Source organism: Nocardioides sp. GCM10027114 (assembly GCF_042659625.1).
Taxonomy (GTDB): Bacteria; Actinomycetota; Actinomycetes; order Propionibacteriales; family Nocardioidaceae; genus Nocardioides.
Window position 1 is genome coordinate 55736 of sequence record NZ_JBHSSS010000002.1, and the last position, 21690, is coordinate 77425.

Genomic DNA, 21690 nt, shown 5'->3' on the forward strand with positions numbered 1-21690 from the left:
GGTCCGGCGCGCCAAGATCGCGACGTGCCTGCCGACAGCCGCCGGGTCGAGACCGACCTGCTGATCATCGGGGCCGGTCCGACCGGCCTCTACGCCACCTACTACGCCGGTTTCCGGGGCCTGCGGGTCGCGGTCGTCGACTCGCTGCCCGAGCTCGGCGGGCAGATCACGGCGATGTACCCGGAGAAGGCGATCCTCGACGTCGCGGGGTTCCCCACCGTCAAGGGCCGCGAGCTGGTGGAGGGCCTGGTCGAGCAGGCCGGCACCGCGCACCCCGAGTACCTCCTCGACCGCACCGCCGTCCGCCTCGAGCAGCACCCCGACTCCGTGACCGTGGGGCTCGACGACGGCACCGAGGTCGGCGCCGGCGCGGTCATCGTCACCGCCGGCATCGGGAAGTTCAGCCCGCGCCCGCTCCCCGCCGGCGAGGGCTGGCTGGGCCGTGGCCTCGAGTTCTTCGTGCCCAGCTTCGCGCCGTACGCCGGCAAGGACGTGGTGGTCGTCGGCGGCGGGGACAGCGCGTTCGACTGGGCGCTGCACCTCGAGCCCGTCGCGAGGTCGGTGGCCCTGGTGCACCGGCGCGACGCCTTCCGGGCCCACGCGCGGACGGTCGAGCAGGTGCGGGCGTCCTCCGTCGAGATCATCACCCGGGCCGAGGTGAGCGCGCTGCGCGGCAACGGGACCGTCGAGGAGGTCGACATCACGGTCGACGGCGAGACGACGACCCGCCCCGCCCAGGCGGTGGTCGCGGCGCTCGGCTTCGTCGCCGACCTGGGTCCGCTGCAGCAGTGGGGGATCGAGGTCCACAAGCGGCACGTGGTCGTCGACTCGTCGATGCGGACCAGCCTCGACCGGGTGTTCGCCGCCGGCGACGTCACCGAGTACCCCGGCAAGGTGCGGCTGATCGCGGTCGGGTTCGGAGAGGCCGCGACCGCCGTCAACAACGCCGCCGTCGTGCTCGACCCGAGCGCCCACGTGTTCCCCGGGCACTCGAGCGAGGGCAGCTGATGTCTCGCGACCGGGTGCGGATGACCCCGGAGGAGGTCGCCGCGTTCCTGGCCGACGAGGCCAAGGTGCAGGTGGCCAGCATTGGGCGCGACGGGGTGCCCCACCTGACGACGCTCTTCTACGTGCTCGACGAGGGCCGGATCGCCTTCTGGACCTACGGCCGCAGCCAGAAGGTGCGCAACCTCGAGCGCGACCCGCGGCTGACCTGCCTCGTCGAGTCCGGCTCGGCGTACGCCGAGCTCCGCGGCGCCTCGGTGACCGGTCGCGCGGAGCTGGTCCGCGACCCCGACCGGGTCCGGGCGATCGGGACCGCCGTCGCGGTCCGGATGCTCGGTGTCGGGTCGGCGGAGGACCTCGGCGAGATCGGCCGGGCCGAGGTCGAGCGGCAGGCCGCCAAGCGGGTGGCGGTGGTGGTCCACCCGGAGCGGGTGGCGAGCTGGGACCACGCGAAGCTCTGACCGGCCGGTAACCCGACCGGCGGACTGCCCGGGACCGGCGACTACGCTGACCCCCTCCGGGGCCCGTGGGGGCCCGTCCACGGGTCGGTCGGAAGGGGGCGCTGGGATGCGCGTCGCACTGCTCTCCTACCGCAGCAAGCCGCACTGCGGGGGTCAGGGCATCTACGTGCGCCACCTCAGCCGCGAGCTCGTCGCGCTCGGCCACGACGTGGAGGTGTTCTCGGGCCAGCCCTACCCCGAGCTCGACGTGGGTGTCCGCCTCACCAAGGTGCCCAGCCTCGACCTCTACCGCGAGCCCGACCCGTTCCGGGTGCCGGGGCTGCGGGAGTTCCGCGACCTGGTGGACGTCGAGGAGTTCCTGACGATGTGCACCGCCGGCTTCCCGGAGCCCAAGACGTTCAGCACCCGGGTGGCCCGGCTCCTCGCCGAGCGGGCCGACGACTTCGACGTCGTCCACGACAACCAGGTGCTCGGCTACGGCATGCTCCGCATCGAGAAGCTGGGCCTGCCGCTGGTGACCACGATCCACCACCCGATCACCTTCGACCGCCGCATCGACCTCCAGGCCGCGCCCACCTGGCGCAAGCGGCTCAGCCTGCGCCGGTGGTACGGCTTCCTGCGGATGCAGGGCAAGGTCGCCCGCCGGGCCCGGATGGTCCTGACGCCGTCGGAGAGCTCGCGCCGCGACATCGCCCGCGACTTCGGCGTCGACCCGGCGCGGATGCGCACCATCCTGCTCGGCGTCGACGAGGGCTTCGCCCCACCGACGACGCCGCGGGTGAAGGGCCGGATCCTGGCGATGGCCAGCGCCGACGCCCCGATGAAGGGCATCGACACGCTGCTCGAGGCCTTCGCCAAGCTGCGCACCGAGCGCGACGTCGAGCTGGTCCTGGTCACCCGGCCGCAGCCCGGGGGCCGCACCGACCAGCTGGTCGACCAGCTCGGGATCGCCGACCACGTCCGCTTCGTGCACGGGCTCAGCGATGCCGAGCTCGTCGAGCTGATGGGGTCGGCCGAGGTCGCCTGCGTCCCGTCGCTCTACGAGGGCTTCAGCCTGCCCACGGCCGAGCTGATGGCCTGCGCCACCCCGCTCGTCGTGTCCCGCGCCGGCGCCATCCCCGAGGTCGTCGGGCCCGACGGGCTGTGCGCCGACCTGGTCACGCCGGGCGACGTCGGCGAGCTCGAGCTGGCCCTGCTGCGGATGCTCGACGACGACGACCGACGTGCCCGGATGGGGGCGGCCGGCCGGCGACGCGTGGAGGAGCTCTTCAGCTGGCGGGCGGTCGCGGCGGCCACCGCCGCGGCGTACGACGACGCGGTGCGCGAGTACCGCTCCGAGAGAGGGATGTGACGACATGCTGACCGTCGACTTCGACCGGCTCGGCCTGCGGCCGGGCGAGCGCGTCCTCGACATGGGCTGCGGCGCGGGCCGGCACGCCTTCGAGATGTACCGGCGCGGCGCCGACGTCATCGCGTTCGACCAGGACGCCGACGAGCTCGCCGGCGTCCGCGAGCTCTTCGCCGCGATGAAGGACCAGGGCGAGGTCCCGGACGGCGCCGAGGCCGACGTGAAGGAGGGCGACGCCCTCGCGCTGCCGTTCGGGGACGGCGAGTTCGACCGCATCGTCGCCGCCGAGGTGCTGGAGCACATCCCGGCCGACATCCAGGCGCTCGACGAGCTGGCCCGGGTGCTGCGCCCGGGCGGCACGATCGCGATCACGGTGCCGCGGTGGCTGCCGGAGGCCGTCTGCTGGCGCCTCTCCGACGAGTACCACGACACCCCCGGCGGGCACATCCGCATCTACACCGACAAGGAGCTGGCCACCAAGGCGGCCAACGCCGGCCTCGTCCTCGACGGTCGCGACTACGCGCACGGCCTGCACACGCCGTACTGGTGGCTCAAGTGCGCGGTCGGCGTGAACCGCGACGACCACCCCCTCGTCCGCGCCTACCACCGGCTGCTGGTCTGGGACATCATGAAGCGGCCCCGGACGACGCGGGTAGCCGAGCGGCTCCTCGACCCGATGATCGGCAAGAGCCTGGTGCTCTACTTCCACAAGCCGCTGCGCGAGGCCGCCCGTGCAGACTGACATCCCGTACGTCGAGGGCGTGCTGACGGCGCCGCAGGTCGAGCAGACCGCCGCGGCGATCGCCGCGATGCAGGAGCCCGACGGCGCCATCCCGTGGACGACCGGCCAGCACACCGACGCGTGGAACCACGTCGAGGCGGCGATGGCGCTGCTCGTGGGCGGCGAGTCGGCCGCGTCGGCGCGCGCCTACCAGTGGTGCCTCGACACCCAGCGCGAGGACGGCTCGTGGCCCATGAAGATCGTGGGCGGCCGGGTCGAGGACGCCAGCGGCGAGACCAACATGGCCGCCTACCTCGCCGTCGGGACCTGGCACCACTGGCTGCTGCGGCGTGACGCCTCGGTCGTCGAGCGCCACTGGCCGTCCGTGCGCCGCGCGCTCGACTGGGTCGTGTCGATGCAGCTGCCCTGGGGCGGCATCGCCTGGTCGCAGGAGTGGGCCGACGGCCGGCCGGGCCGCGTCAACGAGGAGGCGCTGCTGGCTGGGTCCTCGAGCATCCACCACGCGCTGCGGGCAGGCTTGGCCCTCTCGGAGCTGGTGGAGGACCCGCAGCCCGGCTGGGAGCTCGCCTGCGGCCGGCTGGCGCACGCGCTCCGCGAGCACCGCGACCTGTTCCTCGACAAGGCGACGTTCTCGATGGACTGGTACTACCCGGTCCTCGGCGGCGCCGTTCGTGGTGAGGAGGCGCGGCGGCTGCTCGCCTCGCGCTGGGACGACTTCGTCGTGCCCGACCTCGGGATCCGCTGCGTCGACACCAACCCGTGGGTGACCGGCGCCGAGACCTGCGAGCTGGTGCTCGCACTCGAGGCGCTGGGCGAGCGCGAGCGTGCGCTGCGGCTCTTCACCGACGTGCAGCACCTGCGGACCGCCGACGGCGGCTACTGGACCGGCTTCGTCTACGAGTCCGAGGAGCACGAGGGGGGTGCCGTATGGCCGCGCGAGAGCACGACCTACACCGCCGCCGCGGTCATCCTCGCCGCCGACGCGCTCGGGGTCGGCACGCCGGGCGCGGACATCATGCGCGGCGCCACCCTGCCGGAGCCGGCGGAGCTGGCGCTGGACTGTGGCTGCGCCTCAGGCGAGCGGGTCGCCGGCGTCCCCGCGCACGCGTCGTAGCACCCTGACCGAGCCGAGGACCTCGACCTCGGCGAAGCAGTCCTCGAGTGCCCGCAGGTAGACCTCGTACGGCGGCCGGCCGCCGTCGGCGGGGTCGGGGAAGACGTCGTGGATGACGAGCAGCCCGCCGGCCATGACCCACGGCGCCCAGCCGTCGTAGTCGTCGTGGGCGGGCACCTCGCCGTGCCCGCCGTCGATGAAGAGCATGGACAGCGGGGTGCGCCAGTGCGCGGCGACGGTCCGCGACGCCCCGACGACCGCGACGACCTGGTCCTCGAGACCGGCGCGCTCGATGGTCCGGCGGAAGCGCGGCAGGGTGTCCATCCGGCCCGACTCGGGGTCGACGAGCGACGCGTCGTGGTGCTCCCAGCCGGCCTGGTTCTCCTCCGAGCCGCGGTGGTGGTCGACGGTGAACACCGTGCCGCCCACCTCGCGCGCCGCGGCGCCGAGGTAGACCGCCGACCTGCCGCAGTAGCTGCCGACCTCGAGCACCGGGCCGTGGGGCAGCCGCTCCCGCGCCACCCGGTGCAGCAGCAGGCCCTCGTCGTCGGGCATGAATCCCGTAGCCGCGCGGGCGTGGGCGAGCAGGTCTGCGGGCATCTCCTCGGGCACCCGAGAACCCTAGGGGGCAATGGCTAGGGTCGCGGCATGGCGTCGTCGCGCAGCACGTCCAGTGGGGCGTCGGGGAGGGGGTCCGGCAGGTGCGTGCGGCTGGTGCTGCCCCACCAGCTCTTCGCCGAGCACCTCGAGGCCCCCGCCGGCACGGTGTTCGTGCTCGTCGAGCACGACCTGCTCTTCCGCCAGTACCGCTTCCACGCGCAGAAGCTCGTCCTGCACCGGGCGTCGATGCGCCGGTTCGCCGACCGGCTGCGGGAGGCGTCGTACGACGTGGAGGTGGTCCCGACCGATGCGTCCCGCAGCAGCCGGGAGCAGCTCGCGGCGCTGCTCCGCGAGCTCGACCCGGACGAGGTCACCGTCCTCGACGTCGTCGACGACTGGCTCGCCCGGGACCTGCGCGCGGCGGTGTCGGACGCCGGGCTCGAGCTGGGGGAGGAGCAGGTGCTCGAGTCGCCGGGCTTCCTCACCAGCCGGGCCGACCTGCGCTCGTTCTTCGGCGACGGCCGGCCGCGGATGCAGTCCTTCTACGCCTGGCAGCGCCGCCGGCTCGACGTGCTCGTCGAGGACGGCGGGCCCGTCGGCGGACGCTGGTCCTTCGACGAGGAGAACCGCAAGAAGCTGCCGAAGGGGCACCCGGTGCCGGACGTGCCCTCGCCGGACCGGCACCCCGAGGTGGAGGAGGCGATCGCCTGGGTGTCGGAGGAGTTCCCCGACGCGCCGGGCTCGGCCGAGTCGTTCCGCTGGCCGACCTCCCCGGACGAGGCAGAGGCGGCGCTCGAGGCGTTCCTCGCCGACCGGCTCGGGGAGTTCGGCCCCTACGAGGACGCGATCTCCGCCGAGCACGCCGTGGTCTTCCACTCCCTGCTCACGCCGGCGCTCAACATCGGCCTGATCTCTCCCCGGCGGGTGCTCGAACGCGTCCTCGAGCACGCCGAGGACCGCGCCGGTGGTGACGACGAGGTGCCGCTGGCGTCGCTGGAGGGCTTCGTCAGGCAGCTGATCGGCTGGCGCGAGTACATGCGCGCCGTCTACGAGCTCCACGGCCGCCGGTTGCGCAGCGGCAACCACCTCGGCCACGCCCGGCCGCTCGGCGAGGGCTGGTGGACCGGCGAGACCGGGCTCGACCCGGTCGACCTCGTGCTGCGGCGGGTCCTCGACACCGGCTACGCCCACCACATCGAGCGGCTGATGGTGCTCGGCAACGCGATGTGCCTGCTGCGGGTCGACCCGGACGCGGCGTACGAGTGGTTCATGGAGATGTTCGTCGACGCCTACGACTGGGTGATGGTCCCCAACGTCTACGCGATGAGCCAGTTCGCGGCGGGCGACGCGATCACCACCAAGCCCTACGTGTCCGGCTCGAACTACCTGCGCAAGATGTCCGACCTCCCGCGCGGGGACTGGTGCGACGACTGGGACGCGCTCTACTGGACGTTCGTCCGCGACCACCAGGACGTCTTCGCGGGCAACCCCCGCTCGCGGATGATCAGCAACCTCTACGACCGGATGGACCCCGGCACCAAGGGGGCCCACACCCGGCGGGCCCGCGGGCTGATGGGCGGCTGACGCCCATGCCGCTGCACTCGCTCGAGCTGCTGCCCGACGCGGCCGGCCACGCGGCGGTACGCCGGGACTGGCAGGCGCTGCGCGACGCCGGGCTGCCGTCGCAGCTCGACCACCAGGGCGACACGAACGCACCCCACGTGACGCTGCTCGAGGCGACGGCGATCGACGCCGAGGTCGAGGCGCTCGCGCGGGAGCTGGTCGCCCCGCTGCTCCCCTTCACCGTCCGGGCCGCGGGGCTGGTCCTCCTGGGCGGGCGAAGACTCACGGTGGCCCGACTGGCCGAGGTGCCCGAGCCGGTGGTGCGGGCCGCGCTGGAGCTGCGGGCGGCGGTCGCCGACCGACGCCACGACGGCTGGCTCCCGCACGTCACGCTGGCGCGCCGGATCGACCGGTCGCAGGTGCAGGCCGCTGTCGACGCCGTCGGCAACGGCGAGCTCGCGCTGACCATCACCGAGCTCCGCCGCTGGGACCCGGACTCGCGTTCGGTGCGCACCCTCAGCCGGACGTGAGGTGGCCGGAGAGCCAGGTGAGCGCGGTGACCGTGTGCCGGTTCCAGAAGACGCGGGTGTGTCCGGCGTCGGCCCACGTGGTGATCTCCGGGGGCTCCGGGAGCCGCCGGACGAGGGTGCGCACCGGCTCGTAGAAGATGTCGCGGGTCCCGCACCAGACACCGAGCGGCAGCGTCGCGAGCGGCGTCAGATCCTGGAGCTCCGGCTCCGCGTCGCCGACGGCGGGGCTGAAGAGCGCCGCCGCGCGTGCCCACCCCGGGTGGTCCAGCGCCAGCCGCAGGGCGCCGTACCCGCCCCGCGACCAGCCCCACACGGCGATCCGGCCGGCGTCGAAGCCACGCTGCGCGAGCCAGCGCGGCAGCTCGGTGAGCAGCATCGCCGGCGGGTCGGCACCGCCGCCGGGCAGCCAGCCCGCCGGTCCGTCGTCGGTGCCCGCCAGCACGAAGGGCGGTGCTCCCGCGGCCACCGCGGCGGAGACGAAGCGGCCCAACCCTAAGCCCCGCAGGGCCGCTGCCGACGCGCTCGAGCCGTGCAGCACGACGACCACCGGCAGCCCGAGGCCGGCGCCCAGCCCGGCGGGCACCGCCGTGAAGAGGTCGACGGCGGCGCCCATCGCCACCGAGGGCACCCGTTCGAGCCCCACGAGGCCCTCGGGGGCGTCCGGCACCCACGGCTCGGGGGCGGCGCTCCACACCGCGGTGGCCGTGCCGCCGACGGCGAGCAGCGTGGCGCCACCGAGGAGCAGCTGCCGCCTGGTGGGACGTGGCGCGGGCACTGGCGCGTGCCTCCTGAGGGGGGAGAAGGTCCCCGCACGGTAGGTCCGTCGCCGGGGCCGTGACGGCCCCGCCGACGGACATCACCAGAAGTGGCGAGCGGGGCTCCCCAAGACCGGGTACACCGCGCCCGCGTGCGTTCTCAGGCGTCGACCAGGTCGCGCTCGCCCACGGGTCCGCCGGTGCGCGGGGCGTCGTACGCCGCCCGGTCGAGGATGCCCTCGCGCTGGGCCACGATGGTCGGGACCAGCGCCTGGCCGGCCACGTTGGTGGCGGTGCGCACCATGTCGAGGATCGGGTCGATGGCCAGCAGCAGGGCCACGCCCTCGAGCGGGAGGCCGAGCGTGGTGAGGGTGAGGGTCAGCATCACCACCGCGCCGGTCAGGCCGGCGGTGGCCGCGGAGCCGATCACCGAGACGAAGGCGATGAGCAGGTAGTCCTGCAGGCCGAGCTCGATGCCGAACACCTGCGCGACCGTGATGGCCGCCAGTGCCGGGTAGACCGCCGCGCAGCCGTCCATCTTGGTGGTGGCGCCGAAGGGCACCGCGAAGGACGCGTACTCCTGCGGCACGCCGAGGTGCCGGGTGGTGACCTGCTGGGTCAGCGGCATGGTGCCCACCGAGGAGCGCGACACGAACGCGAGCTGGATCGCGGGCCACGCGCCGGAGAAGTACTTGACGGGGGAGAGCCCGTGCAGCTTGAGCAGCAGCGGGTAGACGCCGAACATGACCAGCGCGCAGCCGACGTAGACGTCGATGGTGAACACGGCGAGCGGGGCGACGAGGTCCCAGCCGTACGTCGCGACCGCGGCGCCGATGAGGCCGAGCGTGCCCAGCGGTGCGAGGCGGATGATCCACCAGAGGACCTGCTGGATCACGGCGAGCGCGGAGCGCAGCACGCCCAGGAACGGCTCCGCCTTCTCGCCGGTCCTGAGGATCGCCGCACCGACGACCAGCGCGAGCACCACCACCTGCAGCACGCTGAAGGACGGGCCGTTGTCGTTGACCGACAGCCCGAGGTAGTTCGACGGGACGAGCCCGGTGAGGAAGTCGAGCCACGAGCCGGTGGTGCCGTCGTACGTCGCGCCCTCCGGCGAGATGTCTGCGGCGCGGCCGGGGTTGGTGAGCAGGCCGAGGCCGAGGCCGATGCCCACGGCGATCAGCGACGTGATCATGAACCACAGCAGCGTCTGCGCCGCCAGCCTGGTGGCGTTGGCGACCTCGCGGAGGTTGGCGACGCTCACGGCCACGGCGGTGAAGACGAGCGGCGGCACCGCCGCCTTGAGCAGGCCGACGAAGATGCCGCCGATGGTCTGCAGGGCCGTGGTCAGAGCCACGACCTCCTGGGTCCGGGCGACGAGGCCCAGCAGGACGCCGAGGACGAGACCGGCGACGATCTGCGCCCAGAAGGGCGTCTTGCGCAGCGCGAGCAGCATGGAGTGCCTTTCCACCGTGGGGAGGAGTAGTGGTTGCCGATCCCCATCAACACGGCGGCGCCGGGTGCCATGCCCCTTCGCAGGGTGAGGTCCCTCACCCCTTCGGGAGTGACCCGGCGGGCCTCAGCGCTTCAGCGCGGCGAAGAGGCGGAGCGAGCTGCTCACGATGACGACGGGAGCGATCACGATCAGGGCGAGGAGGACGAGGGTCTCGAGCACCGGGAGACCGTAGGTGCGGCGATGCGCCCGCCGGGCATCCGCGCGGTCATAAGGTTCGTCACATGACCCGGTACGGCGCCCAGTACGGGCCCGACATCACGTTCCTCGGTGTGCCCCGGTGCGACCTCGACGACGAGGCGACGTACTCCGGTGCCGACGTCGTCGTCCTGGGGGCGCCGTTCGACGGCGGCACGTCCCACCGCCCCGGGACCCGCTTCGGGCCGCAGGCGATCCGGATGACCGACTACCTGCCGCACGACGGCTCGCGGCCGTCGCTCGCGCTCCGCACCGACGGCCTCGTGGACCTGCGGGTCGTCGACGCCGGCGACGTGGAGATGTTCTCCGGCGACATCGAGCGGTCGCTGTCCGCGCTGGAGGCGGCCGTCGAGCGGGTCGCGCGGGCCGGGGCGATCCCGGTCGTGCTCGGCGGCGACCACGCCATCGCGTTCCCGGACGCCAAGGGCGTCGCCAACGTGCTCGGCCACGGCCGGGTCTCGATGATCCACTTCGACGCGCACGCCGACACCGGCGACATCGAGTTCGGGTCGCTGTGGGGCCACGGCCAGCCGATGCGACGACTCATCGAGTCCGGCGCGCTGCGCGGCGACCGGTTCCTCCAGGTCGGGCTGCGCGGCTACTGGCCGCCGCCGGAGACGCTGGACTGGATGGCGGGGCACCGGATGCGGTCCTACGAGATGACCGAGATCGGCCACCGCGGGCTGCAGGAGTGCCTCACGGAGGCGTTCGCGATCGCGACCGACGAGTGCGACGGGGTGTTCCTGTCCGTCGACATCGACGTCTGCGACCCCGGCCACGCCCCGGGGACGGGCACGCCCGAGCCGGGCGGCCTGACCGCCCGGGAGCTGCTCGACTCGGTGCGCCGTATCTGCCTCGAGCTGCCGGTGGTGGGCGTCGACGTGGTCGAGGTGAGCCCGCCGTACGACCACGCCGACATCACGGTGGCCCTGGCGAACCGGGTGGTGCTGGAGGCGCTGAGCGCGATCGCCCGGCGCCGGCGCGACGAGCGCGACGGGACCGGGTGGGACCCGTCGCGCCCGCTGCTCGACCGGTAGGGGTCAGGCGGGGGTGCGGTGCGCCGCCCAGATCATCCGCATCCGCTCCGCCTGGCCCTCGGTGAAGTGGTCCATGCAGGAGTCGTAGGTGTAGTCCATGAAGTTCGTGACCGGGTCGGTCCCGGGCTGCGGGCAGGTGTCGCGCCCGATCTCGCAGTCGAACGCCGGCACGGCCTCGTACGGCGTGTCGTCGACGTGGTCGCCCTCGCCCTCGCAGCCGTTCTCGAACGTGTGGAAGAGGCCGAGCCAGTGCCCCACCTCGTGGGTGCCGGTGTCGCCGAGGCCGTAGAACTGCCCGTACGCGCCGCCCGGCAGGGTGCGGTAGTCGACGACGACGCCGTCGAGGTAGCGCGGCAGCGTCTCGCCGTTGTCACCGGTGAAGTCCCAGGGCAGGTACGCCCAGCCGAGGAGGTACTGCGCGAGCGAGGAGGAGTAGATGTTGAGGGTCTGCGCGTCGCCCTGACGCAGCGACTCCTTCATGTTCACCTCCTTGCTGCCACCGCGCACGAAGCGCCGGTCGCTGCCCTGCGTGGGCAGCAGCGGGAACCACTGCGGGGCGGTGGTCCGGGTGGTGCCGACCAGCTCGAAGTCGAAGCCGGTGCCGGCGAAGCTGGTGTTGAGGACCTCGACCTGGTCGACGATCTGCTGCTGGTCCACGTCGCCCGGGCCGCCCTCCGACTTGCGGATGACGTGGAAGTGCACCGGGATCGTCACGGTCTCGCCGGCCTGCAGGGTCGCGGCGGCGCCCGCCTGGGCGGGGTGCTCGGCGACCCACGCCTCGAGCGGGTCCTTGTCGACGTGGATGGCGTCGTCGCGCGGGATCATGCCCTCGGGCGCCGCGACGAGGTCGCCGTACTGGGTGCAGCTCTTGTCCTTGCCGCCGCCGTTCCCGTTGGACTTGTCCGCGGGGGCGGCGCCGACGGGGCTGCCGAGGGTGGTCACGACGCCGAGGGCGACGCAGGCGGCGGCCACCCGGGCGAGGCGGCGACCGGTCGTGGGGCCAGTGGTGGGGCCGGTGGTGGGGCGAGTGATCGGGGGAGTGGACATGGGGGGAGGACCCTTTCCCGGGAGAGGACACACTGCGCCCCAAACTAGGCCGTGACCGGTGCGGCGTCAGGGATTTGGCGGAGCCCGTCCCCGCGCGCGCCTACTCGAGCGTGGCGCTGTGGTCCGGGACGTACGTCGAGTGCTCGCGGGGCGTGCGGACGTAGCCGGTGGACTCGGGCCGGTGGGGGATCTCGAGGGCCGGTCCGTCCACGTCGGTGTAGTCGAGCGTCGAGAGCAGGTGGGCGATCGTGTTGAGGCGGGCCCGCTTCTTGGAGTCGCTCTCGACGACGTACCAGGGCGCCTCGGGGATGTCGGTGTGGACCATCATCATGTCCTTGGCACGGGAGTAGTCCTCCCAGCGCGTGATCGACTCGAGGTCCATCGTCGACAGCTTCCACCGGCGCAGCGGGTCGTCGAGCCGCGACCGGAAGCGCTTGAGCTGCTCCTCGTCGCTCACCGAGAACCAGTACTTCCGCAGGTGGATGCCGTCCTCGACGAGGAGCCGCTCGAAGATCGGGCACTGGTGGAGGAAGCGGCGGTGCTCGGTGGGGGTGCAGAAGCCCATCACCCACTCGACGCCGGCGCGGTTGTACCAGGACCTGTCGAGCAGCACGATCTCGCCGGCCGCCGGGAGGTGCTCGACGTAGCGCTGGAAGTACCACTGCTGCCGCTCGCGCTCAGTCGGCGCGGGCAGTGCGACGATGCGGGCGACGCGGGGGTTGAGGTACTGCGTGATCCGCTTGATCGTGCCGCCCTTGCCGGCGGCGTCGCGCCCCTCGAAGACGACCACCAGACGCTCGCCCTCGGCCCGGACCCACTCCTGGACCTTGACGAGCTCCGCCTGCAGCCGGGCGAGCTCGGCCTCGTAGACCTCCGTCTTCATGCCTCGACTCTCGCACCGCGGAGGCGAGCGCGCGACCGTTCCGCCGCCCTGCCATGCTGGGGCCATGTCGTCCGCCCGCCCGAGCCAGCCCCGGCCCGCGGAGCCCGACGGCTTCGAGTGGCGCCGCGGCGAGACGAGCCCGGTCCAGTCGGCGGACCCGGTCGCCGCAGCGGCGGCCCGCCGCTTCCGCGACGTGCTGGGCCGCTTCGCCTCCGGGGTGACCGTGGTGACGGGTGTCAGCCGCGGCGAGCCGGTCGGGATGACCTGCCAGTCCTTCTCGAGCGTCTCCCTCGACCCGCCGCTCGTGCTGTTCGTGCCGGCGACCACGTCGCGCGCCTGGCCGCGGATGCGGGAGGCCGGCACGTTCTGCGTCAACGTCCTCGCGGCCGGGCAGGAGGCGCTGTCGGAGCGGATGGCCAGCCGCGGCACCGACAAGTTCTCGGGCGTCGACTGGCGACCCTCGGCGGCCACCGGGTCGCCGGTGCTCGGCGGCGCGATCGCCTGGGTGGACTGCCGGATCCACGCCGTCCACGAGGCGGGCGACCACCACGTCGTCCTCGGCCGGGTGCTGGACCTCGGCGTTCCGGGGCCCGGCGACGCGGGTGCCGACGCGGAGCCGCTGCTCTTCTTCCGCGGCGACTACATTCCCCCTTCATGACGACCGACGATCCCCCCGTGGCGACCGGCACCCATCCGCTCTGGCGCCCGTTCGAGCTCGCCGACCTCGACGAGGTCGCGAGGGCCCGGGTCGGCGGCGGGCCCTCCCGGCCGGTCGAGGTCGTGCCGTACGACGAGGGGTGGCCGGCCGCCTTCGACCGGGTCGCCGCGCGGGTGCGCGACGCCCTCGGCGACGGCGTGCTCGCGCTGGAGCACGTCGGCTCCACAGCGGTGCCCGGCCTCAGCGCCAAGCCCGTGATCGACGCGGACCTCACCGTGGCCGACCCCGCCGACGAGGCGTCGTACGTCCCGGCGCTCGAGGCGGCCGGCTTCACGCTCCGGATCCGCGAGCCCGAGTGGGAGGAGCACAGGCTCCTCGTGCTGGACGACCCGCGCACCAACCTCCACGTCTTCCCGCCCGGCGCCCGCGAGCCCCGTCGCCACGTCCTCTTCCGCGACTGGCTGCGGGGCGACGACGAGGACCGTGCGGCCTACGGCGCCCTCAAGGCGGAGCTCGGCGGGCGGGGCTTCAGCGACGCCATGGACTACAACAACCACAAGGCCGCGCTCGTCTACGACATCTACGAGCGGGCGTTCGCGGCCGACCCGGGCCACCCGCACGAGGCTCGGCCGCGTCGCTGAGGGTCCGTCCGAGAAACCGGTGGCGGGCGCCCGTCGGGGCGGCCATGCTCGGGGTATGACAGGCAAGTCCGGCGCGCAGCTGCGGGAGCTCGGCCCCGACGACGCGGTGGCGGTGCATGCCTTCGTCACCGTCGAGAACGCCGTCCGGGCCCATGACGCGCCGTGGCAGCACCCGGACACGCCGTTCCGTCGTGAGATGACCATGCGCCACGGCTGGGACGGCGAGGTGGGCCGGCACTTCCTGTGGCTCGCCGAGGGAGCCCCGGTCGGGACCGTCGTCGTCGAGACCAGCGAGTGGGACAACCGAGACCTCGCCTGGCTCCACGTGGCGATCCACCCCGACCACCGCCGGCGCGGGCACGGCACCGCAGCGCTGGAGGCGGCGTTCGACGTCGCCCGGGGCATGGGCCGCACCCTGGTGGGCCTCGACGGCTGGGACAGCGAGCGCACCACGGGCTTCGCCACGGCGACGGGCTTCGACCTGAAGTCGCAGTCGATCAACCGGCGCCAGCACCTGCGCGAGCTCGCCCCGGGCCTCGCCGAGGAGGTGCGGGACGAGGCGGCGCGGCACGCCGCCGACTACGAGCTGCTGCGCCTGCAGGGCACGAGCCCCGACGACCTGCTGGAGGAGCTGGCCGAGGTCTCCGCGGCCATCAACGACGCCCCGCTCGACGACCTCGAGCTCGAGGACGAGGTCTACACCGCCGACCGGCTGCGGGACTACGAGGCGGCCCAGGCCGCCGGGGGCTACCGCCTCTACCGGGTCGTGGCCCGGCACCGTGGCACGGGCGCACTGGCGGGCCACACCGCCGTGGCCGTCGACGCCGAGCGGCCCGAGCTCGGGGAGCAGCACGACACCGCGGTCGCTCGGCAGCACCGCGGCCACCGGCTCGGGGCGCTGGTCAAGGCCGACATGATGCTGTGGCTCGCCGAGGCGGAGCCCCAGCTCGCCACGGTCGACACGTGGAACGCAGAGTCCAACGACCACATGATCCGGGTCAACGAAAGGCTCGGCTACCGTGTCGTGGCGCGCCAGCTGGAGTTCCAGCGGCGGATCTGAGCACGGGGAGGACGAAGCAGGCGATGGTGACGGGGGAGACGCACGAGCGTCGGTCGTGGCGCCGGCTCGTGGTCGTCGGCGTCGCGGTCGTGCTGGGTGCCTCGCTGCTCGCGGCGGACCCGAGGCCCGCGACCGGGCGCTCGTTCCCGCCGCCGACCCCCGCTGCCGACTGCGGTCCCGGTGCTCGCGAGGAGACCGACATCCAGGGACGGGTCCCGCAGGCGGACTACGAGTCCGGCCGCGTGGAGAAGGGCTACCGCTGCAACACCCGGCCCGTCGCCGGCCACGGCAGCACCGGCGGGTTCAAGGTGCAGCGCTACCGCGACGACGACGGCCGCGTCTGCGCGTTCTACGACTCGACCCTGCTGTTCCCCAAGGACACCCTCATGAACCCCGCCGAGGGGATCGGCGTCGTCGTGCTCGACATGACCGACCCGCGAAAGCCGCGGCAGACCGCCATGCTGACCACCCCGGCCATGGAGAGCCCTCACGAGTCGCTGCTCCTCAACCGCCGCCGCGGGCTCCTCGCAGCGACGCTCGGCAACGCCGCGACCAATGTCGGCGTCCTCGACGTCTACGACGTCCGCGACGACTGCCGCGAGCCGCGGCTGCTGTCGTCGACGCCGGTGGCGCTCCTCGGCCACGAGAGCGGCTGGTCACGCGACGGGCTCACGTTCTGGGCCGCCAGCACCGCCGGCCAGACGCTCGTGGCCCTCGACCTGACCGACCCGGCGACGCCGGTGCCGGTCTTCGAGCAGGCCGGTGTCAACTACCACGGACTGCGGCTCTCGCGCGACGGCCGGACCATGTACGTCGCCAACATCGGGACCGAGGCCAACGGTGCCTTCGCCTCCGGCGGGCTGCGCATCCTCGACGTCTCCGAGGTGCAGGAACGGCACCCGACCCCGGCGGTGCCGGTGCTGGCCGACCTCACCTGGCCGGAGATGTCCATCCCGCAGGTCGCCGAGCCCTTCCGGCGGGGCGGTCGCGACTACCTGCTCGAGGTCGACGAGTTCGCCAACTACAGCACCGACGCCGGCGCTGACCAGTCCGGCGCCCCGGTCGGCGCGGCCCGGATCGTCGACGTCACCCACCCCCGCCGGCCGCGCGTGGTCTCCCACCTGCGCCTCGCCGTCCACCAGCCGGCGGCGCGGAGAGGGGAGCAGCAGGACGACCCCGGGGCGCAGAGCCCGGTCCAGGGGTACGCCGCCCACTACTGCTCGGTGCCGCGCTACCGGAACCCGAAGGCCGTCGCCTGCTCGATGATCGCCTCCGGGCTGAGGCTCTTCGACATCCGTCGCCTCGACGCCCCGCGCGAGGTCGGCTACTTCAACACGCCCGTCCGGCCCGGCTCCCAGCCGGAGAACCCGGAGGCCGAGGGCGGCTACGCCATGGCCCAGCCGGCGTGGGACCTGCGCCGCCGGTCGGTGTGGTACTCCGACGGCCACACCGGCTTCCACGTCGTCCGGCTGACCAACGGCACGGGCCGGCTGCTGCGGCGCTGACCTGCACCGGAGGTCTACCAGCCCCGCTCGCGCCAGTCCCTGAGGTGGGGCCGCTCGGCGCCCAGCGTCGAGTCGTTGCCGTGGCCGGGGTAGAACCAGGTGTCGTCGGGCAGCCGGTCGAACAGCTTCGCCTCGACGTCGTCGACGAGCGACCGGAAGTCCTCGTCCGACCAGGTCTTCCCGACGCCCCCGGGGAACAACGAGTCGCCGGTGAAGAGGTGCGCGGGGCCGCCGGGCTCGGCGTACAGCAGCGCGATCGAGCCGGGCGTGTGGCCCACGAGGTGGATCACGTCGAGGCGGCAGGAGCCGACGGCGACCGTGTCGCCGTCGCCCACCCGGTCGGTCACCTCGACGCCGGTCTGCTCGGTGATCGCGTCGGCGTCCGGCGCGCCCGCGACGACGCGGGCCCCGGTCGCGGCGACCACGTCGGCCAGTGCGCGGTGGTGGTCCCAGTGCTGGTGGGTGGTGACCACGGCGACGAGCCCCGCGTCGCCGACCAGCGGCAGCAGCCGCTCGGGCTCGGCGGCCGCGTCGACGAGCACCTGGTCGCCGGTGGCCCGGCAACGGAGCAGGTAGCAGTTGTTGGACATCTCGGGGTCGACCGCGACCTTCGTGATGGTGATCCCGCCGGCATGCCGGGTCTGGGCGTCGCCCCCGGGCGTCACCTCTCCGGTGTAGCCCTCGGTCACCACGCCTCGATCCCCGGCAGCTCCCCGTCGCTGGTCAGCCCCTCGCCGTCGCCGCGGCCGGTGAGCCACCAGGCCAGGTCGGCGGCGGTGCCCTGCACGGTCGGCCCGCCCTCGCCGTACTCCCAGGTGCCCTCGAGGTCGGTCGGGTCGACGACGACCGGGCCGCGGGGGAGCCCCCGGGCGACCATCCCGTCGAGGAGCAGCCGGGTGAACTCCGGCGACCAGTCGTGCCGGGTGAAGCCGGCGCTGAGGTCGACATGGTGGATCTCCACCTCGCGAAGCCGCATCGAGACCGCCTCCCGGGCGGTGATCTCCTTGCCGCCGGGGGTCCGCTCGAACGTCGCGTCCCAACGGTCGTCCGGCACCTCGGACACTGCCTCGGAGAAGGCGGTGCAACCGCCCATCAGCCGGTCGCGCAGCTCGTCCGGGTGTGCCTCGCCCAGCTCGTCGATGGCCTGGTCGCGCTCCTCCTGAGAGGGGTACATCGGCACCGGCCGCTCCCGGGCGATGCCGTCCAGCGCCCCGGCCAGCCCCTCGGCGTTGAGCGCGAGATGGGCGACCACGTGGCCGCGGGTCCACCCCGGCAGCGCCGAGTCCTGGGTCCAGTCGTCGTCGCCGAGGCGGTCGACGGTGCGGACGAGACGGACCGTGGCGGCCGCCAGCAGCCCGCGCTCCGCGGCGAACTCGGACGGGTCGTCGGTCCCGCCGGGGCTCGTGGGGTCGGCACTCGTGGGGTCGGCGGGGCCCTCGTGCATGTCGTCGCTCACGCGTCCATCCTCACATCCCGGGCCGTCCTTCCCCTCCGAACGGGTGAACGTTTCTCCAGCGTGTCGGACCCCCCACGTAGGCTGGCGCGCGTGGATCAGCTGATCATCCGTGGCGCCCGCGAGCACAACCTCAAGGACGTCTCCCTCGACCTGCCCCGTGACTCCCTCATCGTGTTCACGGGGCTCTCCGGGTCCGGGAAGTCCAGCCTGGCCTTCGACACGATCTTCGCCGAGGGCCAGCGCCGCTACGTCGAGTCGCTGTCGGCCTACGCCCGGCAGTTCCTCGGCCAGATGGACAAGCCGGACGTCGACTTCATCGAGGGCCTGTCCCCGGCGGTCTCCATCGACCAGAAGTCCACGTCGAAGAACCCCCGCTCCACCGTCGGCACCATCACCGAGGTCTACGACTACCTCCGCCTGCTCTACGCCCGCATCGGCCGTCCCCACTGCCCGACCTGCGGCGCGCCGATCGAGCGGCAGACGCCGCAGCAGATCGTCGACCGCGTGCTCGCGCTCGAGGAGGGCCGCCGCTTCCAGGTGCTCGCTCCGGTGATCCGGGGCCGCAAGGGCGAGTACGTCGAGCTCTTCCGCCAGCTCCAGGCCCAGGGCTTCTCCAGGGCCCGCGTCAACGGCGAGACCTACACGCTGGACGCGCCTCCCACGCTCGACAAGCAGAAGAAGCACACCATCGAGGTCGTCGTCGACCGGCTCGCGGTCAAGGAGTCCGCCAAGCGGCGGCTGACCGACTCGGTCGAGACCGCCCTCAACCTCGCCTCCGGCCTGGTGCTCCTCGACTTCGTCGACCTGCCCGACAAGGACCCGCAGCGCGAGCTGCGGTTCTCCGAGCGGATGGCCTGCCCCAACGAGCACCCGCTCGACACCGACGAGCTCGAGCCGCGGTCGTTCTCGTTCAACTCGCCGTTCGGCGCCTGCCCGGTCTGCCACGGCCTCGGCACCCGCATGGAGGTCGACCCGGAGCTCGTGGTCCCCGACCCCGAGGCCACGCTCGGCGAGGGCGCGATCCAGCCGTGGGCGGGCGCCCACGTCGCCGACTACTTCCTGCGGCTGATGGGTGCGCTGGGCGACGAGCTCGGCTTCGACCTGAACACGCCGTGGAAGGACCTGTCCGCCAAGGCGCGGAGGTCGATCCTCCAGGGCCACGGCACCAAGGTCCACGTCGTCACCCGCAACCGCTACGGCCGGCAGCGCGCCTACTACGCCGAGTTCGAGGGCGTGCAGAGCTACATCGAGCGCCGCCACCGCGAGGCCGAGTCCGACACCAGCCGGGAGCGGTTCGAGGGCTTCATGCGCGAGGTGCCGTGCCCCGCGTGCGAGGGGAGCCGGCTCAAGCCGGTGTCGATGTCCGTGACCCTCGGCGGGCGCAACATCGCCGAGGTCTGCGCGCTGCCCATCAACGAGACCGCCGACTTCCTGCGCGGCCTCGACCTGTCGCCTCGCGAGAAGCAGATCGGCGAGCGGGTGCTCAAGGAGATCCAGGAGCGCCTCGCCTTCCTGCTCGACGTCGGCCTCGACTACCTCTCCCTCGACCGGCCCTCGGGGTCGCTGTCGGGCGGCGAGGCGCAGCGGATCCGGCTCGCCACCCAGATCGGCGCCGGCCTCGTCGGCGTCCTCTACGTCCTCGACGAGCCGTCGATCGGCCTCCACCAGCGCGACAACCAGCGGCTCATCGAGACGCTGGTGCGGCTACGCGACCTCGGCAACACGCTGATCGTGGTCGAGCACGACGAGGACACGATCCGCACCGCCGACTGGATCGTCGACATCGGTCCGGGCGCCGGCGAGCACGGCGGGCAGGTCGTCCACTCCGGCAAGGTCCCCGACCTGCTGACCCACCCCGACTCGATGACCGGCCAGTACCTCTCCGGCCGCCGCGAGATCCCGGTGCCCGAGGTCCGGCGGCCGCGGACGAAGGGCCGCGAGCTCACGGTCCACGGCGCCCGCGAGCACAACCTGAAGAACGTCGACGTGACGTTCCCGCTCGGCCTGTTCGTGTCGGTGACCGGCGTCTCGGGGTCCGGCAAGTCCACGCTGGTCAACGACATCCTCTACACCTCGCTGGCCAAGCAGATCTACAACGCCCGCACCGTCCCGGGGCGCCACCAGAAGATCACCGGCCTCGAGCACGTCGACAAGGTGATCCACGTCGACCAGTCGCCCATCGGCCGCACCCCGCGGTCCAACCCGGCGACGTACACCGGCGTCTTCGACCACATCCGCAAGCTCTTCGCCTCCACGCCGGAGGCGAAGATGCGCGGCTACCTCCAGGGCCGCTTCTCGTTCAACGTCAAGGGCGGCCGCTGCGAGGCGTGCGCCGGCGACGGCACGATCAAGATCGAGATGAACTTCCTCCCGGACGTCTACGTCCCGTGCGAGGTCTGCCACGGCGCCCGCTACAACCGCGAGACGCTGGAGGTCCACTACAAGGGCAAGACCATCGCCGAGGTCCTCGACATGCCGATCGAGGAGGCGGCCGAGTTCTTCGCGGCGGTGCCGGCCATCGCGCGCCACATGAAGACGCTGTGCGAGGTCGGCCTCGGCTACGTTCGGCTCGGCCAGCCCGCCACGACGCTGTCGGGCGGCGAGGCGCAGCGCGTGAAGCTCTCCTCCGAGCTCCAGAAGCGCTCGACCGGTCGCACCGTCTACGTCCTCGACGAGCCCACCACCGGGCTGCACTTCGAGGACATCCGCAAGCTGCTCCTCGTCCTCGGCCGGCTCGTCGACCAGGGCAACTCCGTCCTCGTCATCGAGCACAACCTCGACGTGATCAAGACGTCCGACTGGATCATCGACATGGGGCCCGAGGGCGGCTCCCGCGGCGGCACGGTCGTCGCCCAGGGCACCCCCGAGGAGGTCGCGGCGGTCGCGGAGAGCCACACCGGCCAGTTCCTGGCCCCGCTCCTCGACGGCCGCGAGGCGAGGCAGTCCGCCCCCGTCCGGGCGGCCGCTGCCACGGCGCCGGCGAAGAAGCCGGCGAAGAAGGCGGCCAAGAAGGCGACGACGAAGAAGGCGACGGCGAAGAAGGCGCCCTCGAGGAGGACCGCCTCGTGACCTGCCCCGCGGGTCTCAGGGATTTCCAAGGTTGCTGAGTAATGTCACGGGCATGACCACTCACGGAGTCAGCCGCCGTCATGCCCTCCAGGGTGCAGCGATCGTGGGCGTGGGACTGCCGGTCCTCGCAGCCTGCGGCAACGACGACAGCGGCGAGGCCGCCGACCCGGCGACCGACACGGGGAACGGCACGAACGGCGAGACCGACGAGGCCTCGTCGGTCATCCGCTGCGGCTGCCACGGCAGCCGGTTCTCGGTCGAGGACGGGTCGGTGCTCGGTGGCCCGGCGACGGCGGCGCTGGCCGAGAAGTCGGTGACCGTCAACGGCGACGACGTCGAGGTCGACGGCGAGGTCGTCGGCAGCGCGGCGGACGTCCCCGAGGGCGGGGGAGCGGTCTTCCCCGACGCCGAGGTGGTCGTGACGCAGCCGGAGGCCGGCAGCTACAAGGCCTTCACCGCGGTCTGCACCCACCAGGGCTGCATCGTCGCGGGCGTCGAGCCGGCCTGA

General features: G+C 73.1%; 21 protein-coding genes. 14 read left to right on the plus strand and 7 right to left on the minus strand.

Annotated features, from left to right (window positions below; all coding sequences use genetic code 11):
• Window positions 1-24: 24 nt before the first annotated feature.
• From ACFP2E_RS00780 to ACFP2E_RS00800, 5 genes are all read left to right on the plus strand, one after another.
• Complete coding sequence (locus tag ACFP2E_RS00780) at window positions 25-1008, plus strand: NAD(P)/FAD-dependent oxidoreductase (protein ID WP_378521722.1); 984 nt, start codon at window positions 25-27, stop codon at window positions 1006-1008.
• Window positions 1008-1466, plus strand: a complete 459-nt coding sequence (locus ACFP2E_RS00785) for a pyridoxamine 5'-phosphate oxidase family protein (protein ID WP_378521723.1) — start codon at window positions 1008-1010, stop codon at window positions 1464-1466. Before ACFP2E_RS00780 ends, ACFP2E_RS00785 begins: the two co-directional genes overlap by 1 nt.
• A 106-nt stretch (window positions 1467-1572) precedes the next feature.
• Window positions 1573-2817 carry a glycosyltransferase family 4 protein gene (locus ACFP2E_RS00790; RefSeq protein ID WP_378521724.1) on the plus strand — a complete coding sequence of 415 codons (1245 nt, stop codon included), beginning with the start codon at window positions 1573-1575 and terminating at the stop codon, window positions 2815-2817.
• 4 nt (window positions 2818-2821) lie between these two features.
• Entirely contained in the window at window positions 2822-3556 is a 735-nt protein-coding gene (locus tag ACFP2E_RS00795) for a class I SAM-dependent methyltransferase (RefSeq protein WP_378521725.1), read from the plus strand.
• Window positions 3546-4670 carry a prenyltransferase gene (locus ACFP2E_RS00800; RefSeq protein WP_378521726.1) on the plus strand — a complete coding sequence of 375 codons (1125 nt, stop codon included), beginning with the start codon at window positions 3546-3548 and terminating at the stop codon, window positions 4668-4670. The genes ACFP2E_RS00795 and ACFP2E_RS00800 overlap by 11 nt, the downstream gene beginning before the upstream one ends.
• Here ACFP2E_RS00800 and ACFP2E_RS00805 read toward each other — a convergent pair.
• Window positions 4629-5282 (minus strand): class I SAM-dependent methyltransferase, encoded by a 654-nt coding sequence (locus ACFP2E_RS00805; RefSeq protein WP_378521727.1) that lies wholly within the window; start codon window positions 5280-5282, stop codon window positions 4629-4631. The genes ACFP2E_RS00800 and ACFP2E_RS00805 overlap by 42 nt on opposite strands.
• Before the next feature lie 93 nt (window positions 5283-5375).
• Between ACFP2E_RS00805 and ACFP2E_RS00810 the strand changes: the two genes are divergently transcribed.
• A complete protein-coding gene (locus ACFP2E_RS00810; RefSeq protein ID WP_378521728.1) occupies window positions 5376-6854 on the plus strand; it encodes a cryptochrome/photolyase family protein in 1479 nt (492 codons plus the stop codon).
• 5 nt (window positions 6855-6859) lie between these two features.
• On the plus strand, window positions 6860-7363 hold the full coding sequence (locus ACFP2E_RS00815) for a 2'-5' RNA ligase family protein (RefSeq protein ID WP_378521729.1): 504 nt from the start codon (window positions 6860-6862) through the stop codon (window positions 7361-7363).
• On the opposite strand, the gene ACFP2E_RS00820 is transcribed toward ACFP2E_RS00815, so the two are convergent.
• Window positions 7350-8138: an alpha/beta hydrolase gene (locus ACFP2E_RS00820; protein WP_378521730.1), complete on the minus strand. Its 789-nt coding sequence runs from the start codon at window positions 8136-8138 to the stop codon at window positions 7350-7352. The two genes, ACFP2E_RS00815 and ACFP2E_RS00820, sit on opposite strands and share 14 nt — an antisense overlap.
• Window positions 8139-8278: 140 nt before the next feature.
• Window positions 8279-9586 (minus strand): dicarboxylate/amino acid:cation symporter, encoded by a 1308-nt coding sequence (locus ACFP2E_RS00825; protein WP_378521731.1) that lies wholly within the window; start codon window positions 9584-9586, stop codon window positions 8279-8281.
• A 266-nt stretch (window positions 9587-9852) separates the two neighbouring features.
• On the opposite strand from ACFP2E_RS00825, the gene speB reads away from it, so the two are divergent.
• Window positions 9853-10863, plus strand: coding sequence for an agmatinase (gene speB, locus ACFP2E_RS00830; RefSeq protein WP_378521732.1), 1011 nt, complete (start codon window positions 9853-9855; stop codon window positions 10861-10863).
• 3 nt (window positions 10864-10866) lie between these two features.
• Here speB and ACFP2E_RS00835 read toward each other — a convergent pair whose 3' ends face one another.
• Window positions 10867-11910: a zinc metalloprotease gene (locus ACFP2E_RS00835; protein WP_378521733.1), complete on the minus strand. Its 1044-nt coding sequence runs from the start codon at window positions 11908-11910 to the stop codon at window positions 10867-10869.
• 100 nt (window positions 11911-12010) lie between these two features.
• A complete protein-coding gene (gene ppk2 / locus ACFP2E_RS00840) occupies window positions 12011-12793 on the minus strand; it encodes a polyphosphate kinase 2 (protein ID WP_378521734.1) in 783 nt (260 codons plus the stop codon).
• Window positions 12794-12857: 64 nt separating this feature from the next.
• Between ppk2 and ACFP2E_RS00845 the strand changes: the two genes are divergently transcribed.
• The 4 genes from ACFP2E_RS00845 to ACFP2E_RS00860 are packed head-to-tail and all read left to right on the plus strand — an operon-like array spanning window position 12858 to window position 16657.
• Window positions 12858-13451 carry a flavin reductase family protein gene (locus ACFP2E_RS00845; protein ID WP_378521735.1) on the plus strand — a complete coding sequence of 198 codons (594 nt, stop codon included), beginning with the start codon at window positions 12858-12860 and terminating at the stop codon, window positions 13449-13451.
• Window positions 13448-14092 (plus strand): GrpB family protein, encoded by a 645-nt coding sequence (locus ACFP2E_RS00850; protein WP_378521736.1) that lies wholly within the window; start codon window positions 13448-13450, stop codon window positions 14090-14092. Before ACFP2E_RS00845 ends, ACFP2E_RS00850 begins: the two co-directional genes overlap by 4 nt.
• A gap of 55 nt (window positions 14093-14147) precedes the next feature.
• Window positions 14148-15152: a GNAT family N-acetyltransferase gene (locus ACFP2E_RS00855; RefSeq protein WP_378521737.1), complete on the plus strand. Its 1005-nt coding sequence runs from the start codon at window positions 14148-14150 to the stop codon at window positions 15150-15152.
• 26 nt (window positions 15153-15178) lie between these two features.
• Complete coding sequence (locus tag ACFP2E_RS00860) at window positions 15179-16657, plus strand: LVIVD repeat-containing protein (protein WP_378521738.1); 1479 nt, start codon at window positions 15179-15181, stop codon at window positions 16655-16657.
• A gap of 14 nt (window positions 16658-16671) precedes the next feature.
• On the opposite strand, the gene ACFP2E_RS00865 is transcribed toward ACFP2E_RS00860, so the two are convergent.
• On the minus strand, window positions 16672-17346 hold the full coding sequence (locus ACFP2E_RS00865; RefSeq protein ID WP_378521998.1) for an MBL fold metallo-hydrolase: 675 nt from the start codon (window positions 17344-17346) through the stop codon (window positions 16672-16674).
• A complete protein-coding gene (locus ACFP2E_RS00870; RefSeq protein WP_378521739.1) occupies window positions 17343-18113 on the minus strand; it encodes a maleylpyruvate isomerase family mycothiol-dependent enzyme in 771 nt (256 codons plus the stop codon). The genes ACFP2E_RS00865 and ACFP2E_RS00870 overlap by 4 nt, the downstream gene beginning before the upstream one ends.
• A gap of 90 nt (window positions 18114-18203) precedes the next feature.
• On the opposite strand from ACFP2E_RS00870, the gene uvrA reads away from it, so the two are divergent.
• On the plus strand, window positions 18204-21182 hold the full coding sequence (gene uvrA, locus ACFP2E_RS00875; protein WP_378521740.1) for an excinuclease ABC subunit UvrA: 2979 nt from the start codon (window positions 18204-18206) through the stop codon (window positions 21180-21182).
• A gap of 52 nt (window positions 21183-21234) precedes the next feature.
• Window positions 21235-21690, plus strand: coding sequence for a hypothetical protein (locus ACFP2E_RS00880; protein ID WP_378521741.1), 456 nt, complete (start codon window positions 21235-21237; stop codon window positions 21688-21690).

What these genes read in the sequence shown, in the direction of transcription:
- ACFP2E_RS00795 (WP_378521725.1), top strand. Translation starts at nt 2,822, where the DNA reads ATGCTGACCGTCGACTTCGACCGGCTCGGCCTGCGGCCGGGCGAGCGC.
- ACFP2E_RS00880 (WP_378521741.1), top strand. Translation starts at nt 21,235, where the DNA reads ATGACCACTCACGGAGTCAGCCGCCGTCATGCCCTCCAGGGTGCAGCG.
- ACFP2E_RS00845 (WP_378521735.1), top strand. Translation starts at nt 12,858, where the DNA reads ATGTCGTCCGCCCGCCCGAGCCAGCCCCGGCCCGCGGAGCCCGACGGC.
- ppk2 (WP_378521734.1), bottom strand. Translation starts at nt 12,793, where the DNA reads ATGAAGACGGAGGTCTACGAGGCCGAGCTCGCCCGGCTGCAGGCGGAG.
- ACFP2E_RS00790 (WP_378521724.1), top strand. Translation starts at nt 1,573, where the DNA reads ATGCGCGTCGCACTGCTCTCCTACCGCAGCAAGCCGCACTGCGGGGGT.
- ACFP2E_RS00835 (WP_378521733.1), bottom strand. Translation starts at nt 11,910, where the DNA reads ATGTCCACTCCCCCGATCACTCGCCCCACCACCGGCCCCACCACTGGC.
- ACFP2E_RS00855 (WP_378521737.1), top strand. Translation starts at nt 14,148, where the DNA reads ATGACAGGCAAGTCCGGCGCGCAGCTGCGGGAGCTCGGCCCCGACGAC.
- ACFP2E_RS00815 (WP_378521729.1), top strand. Translation starts at nt 6,860, where the DNA reads ATGCCGCTGCACTCGCTCGAGCTGCTGCCCGACGCGGCCGGCCACGCG.
- speB (WP_378521732.1), top strand. Translation starts at nt 9,853, where the DNA reads ATGACCCGGTACGGCGCCCAGTACGGGCCCGACATCACGTTCCTCGGT.
- ACFP2E_RS00785 (WP_378521723.1), top strand. Translation starts at nt 1,008, where the DNA reads ATGTCTCGCGACCGGGTGCGGATGACCCCGGAGGAGGTCGCCGCGTTC.
- ACFP2E_RS00850 (WP_378521736.1), top strand. Translation starts at nt 13,448, where the DNA reads ATGACGACCGACGATCCCCCCGTGGCGACCGGCACCCATCCGCTCTGG.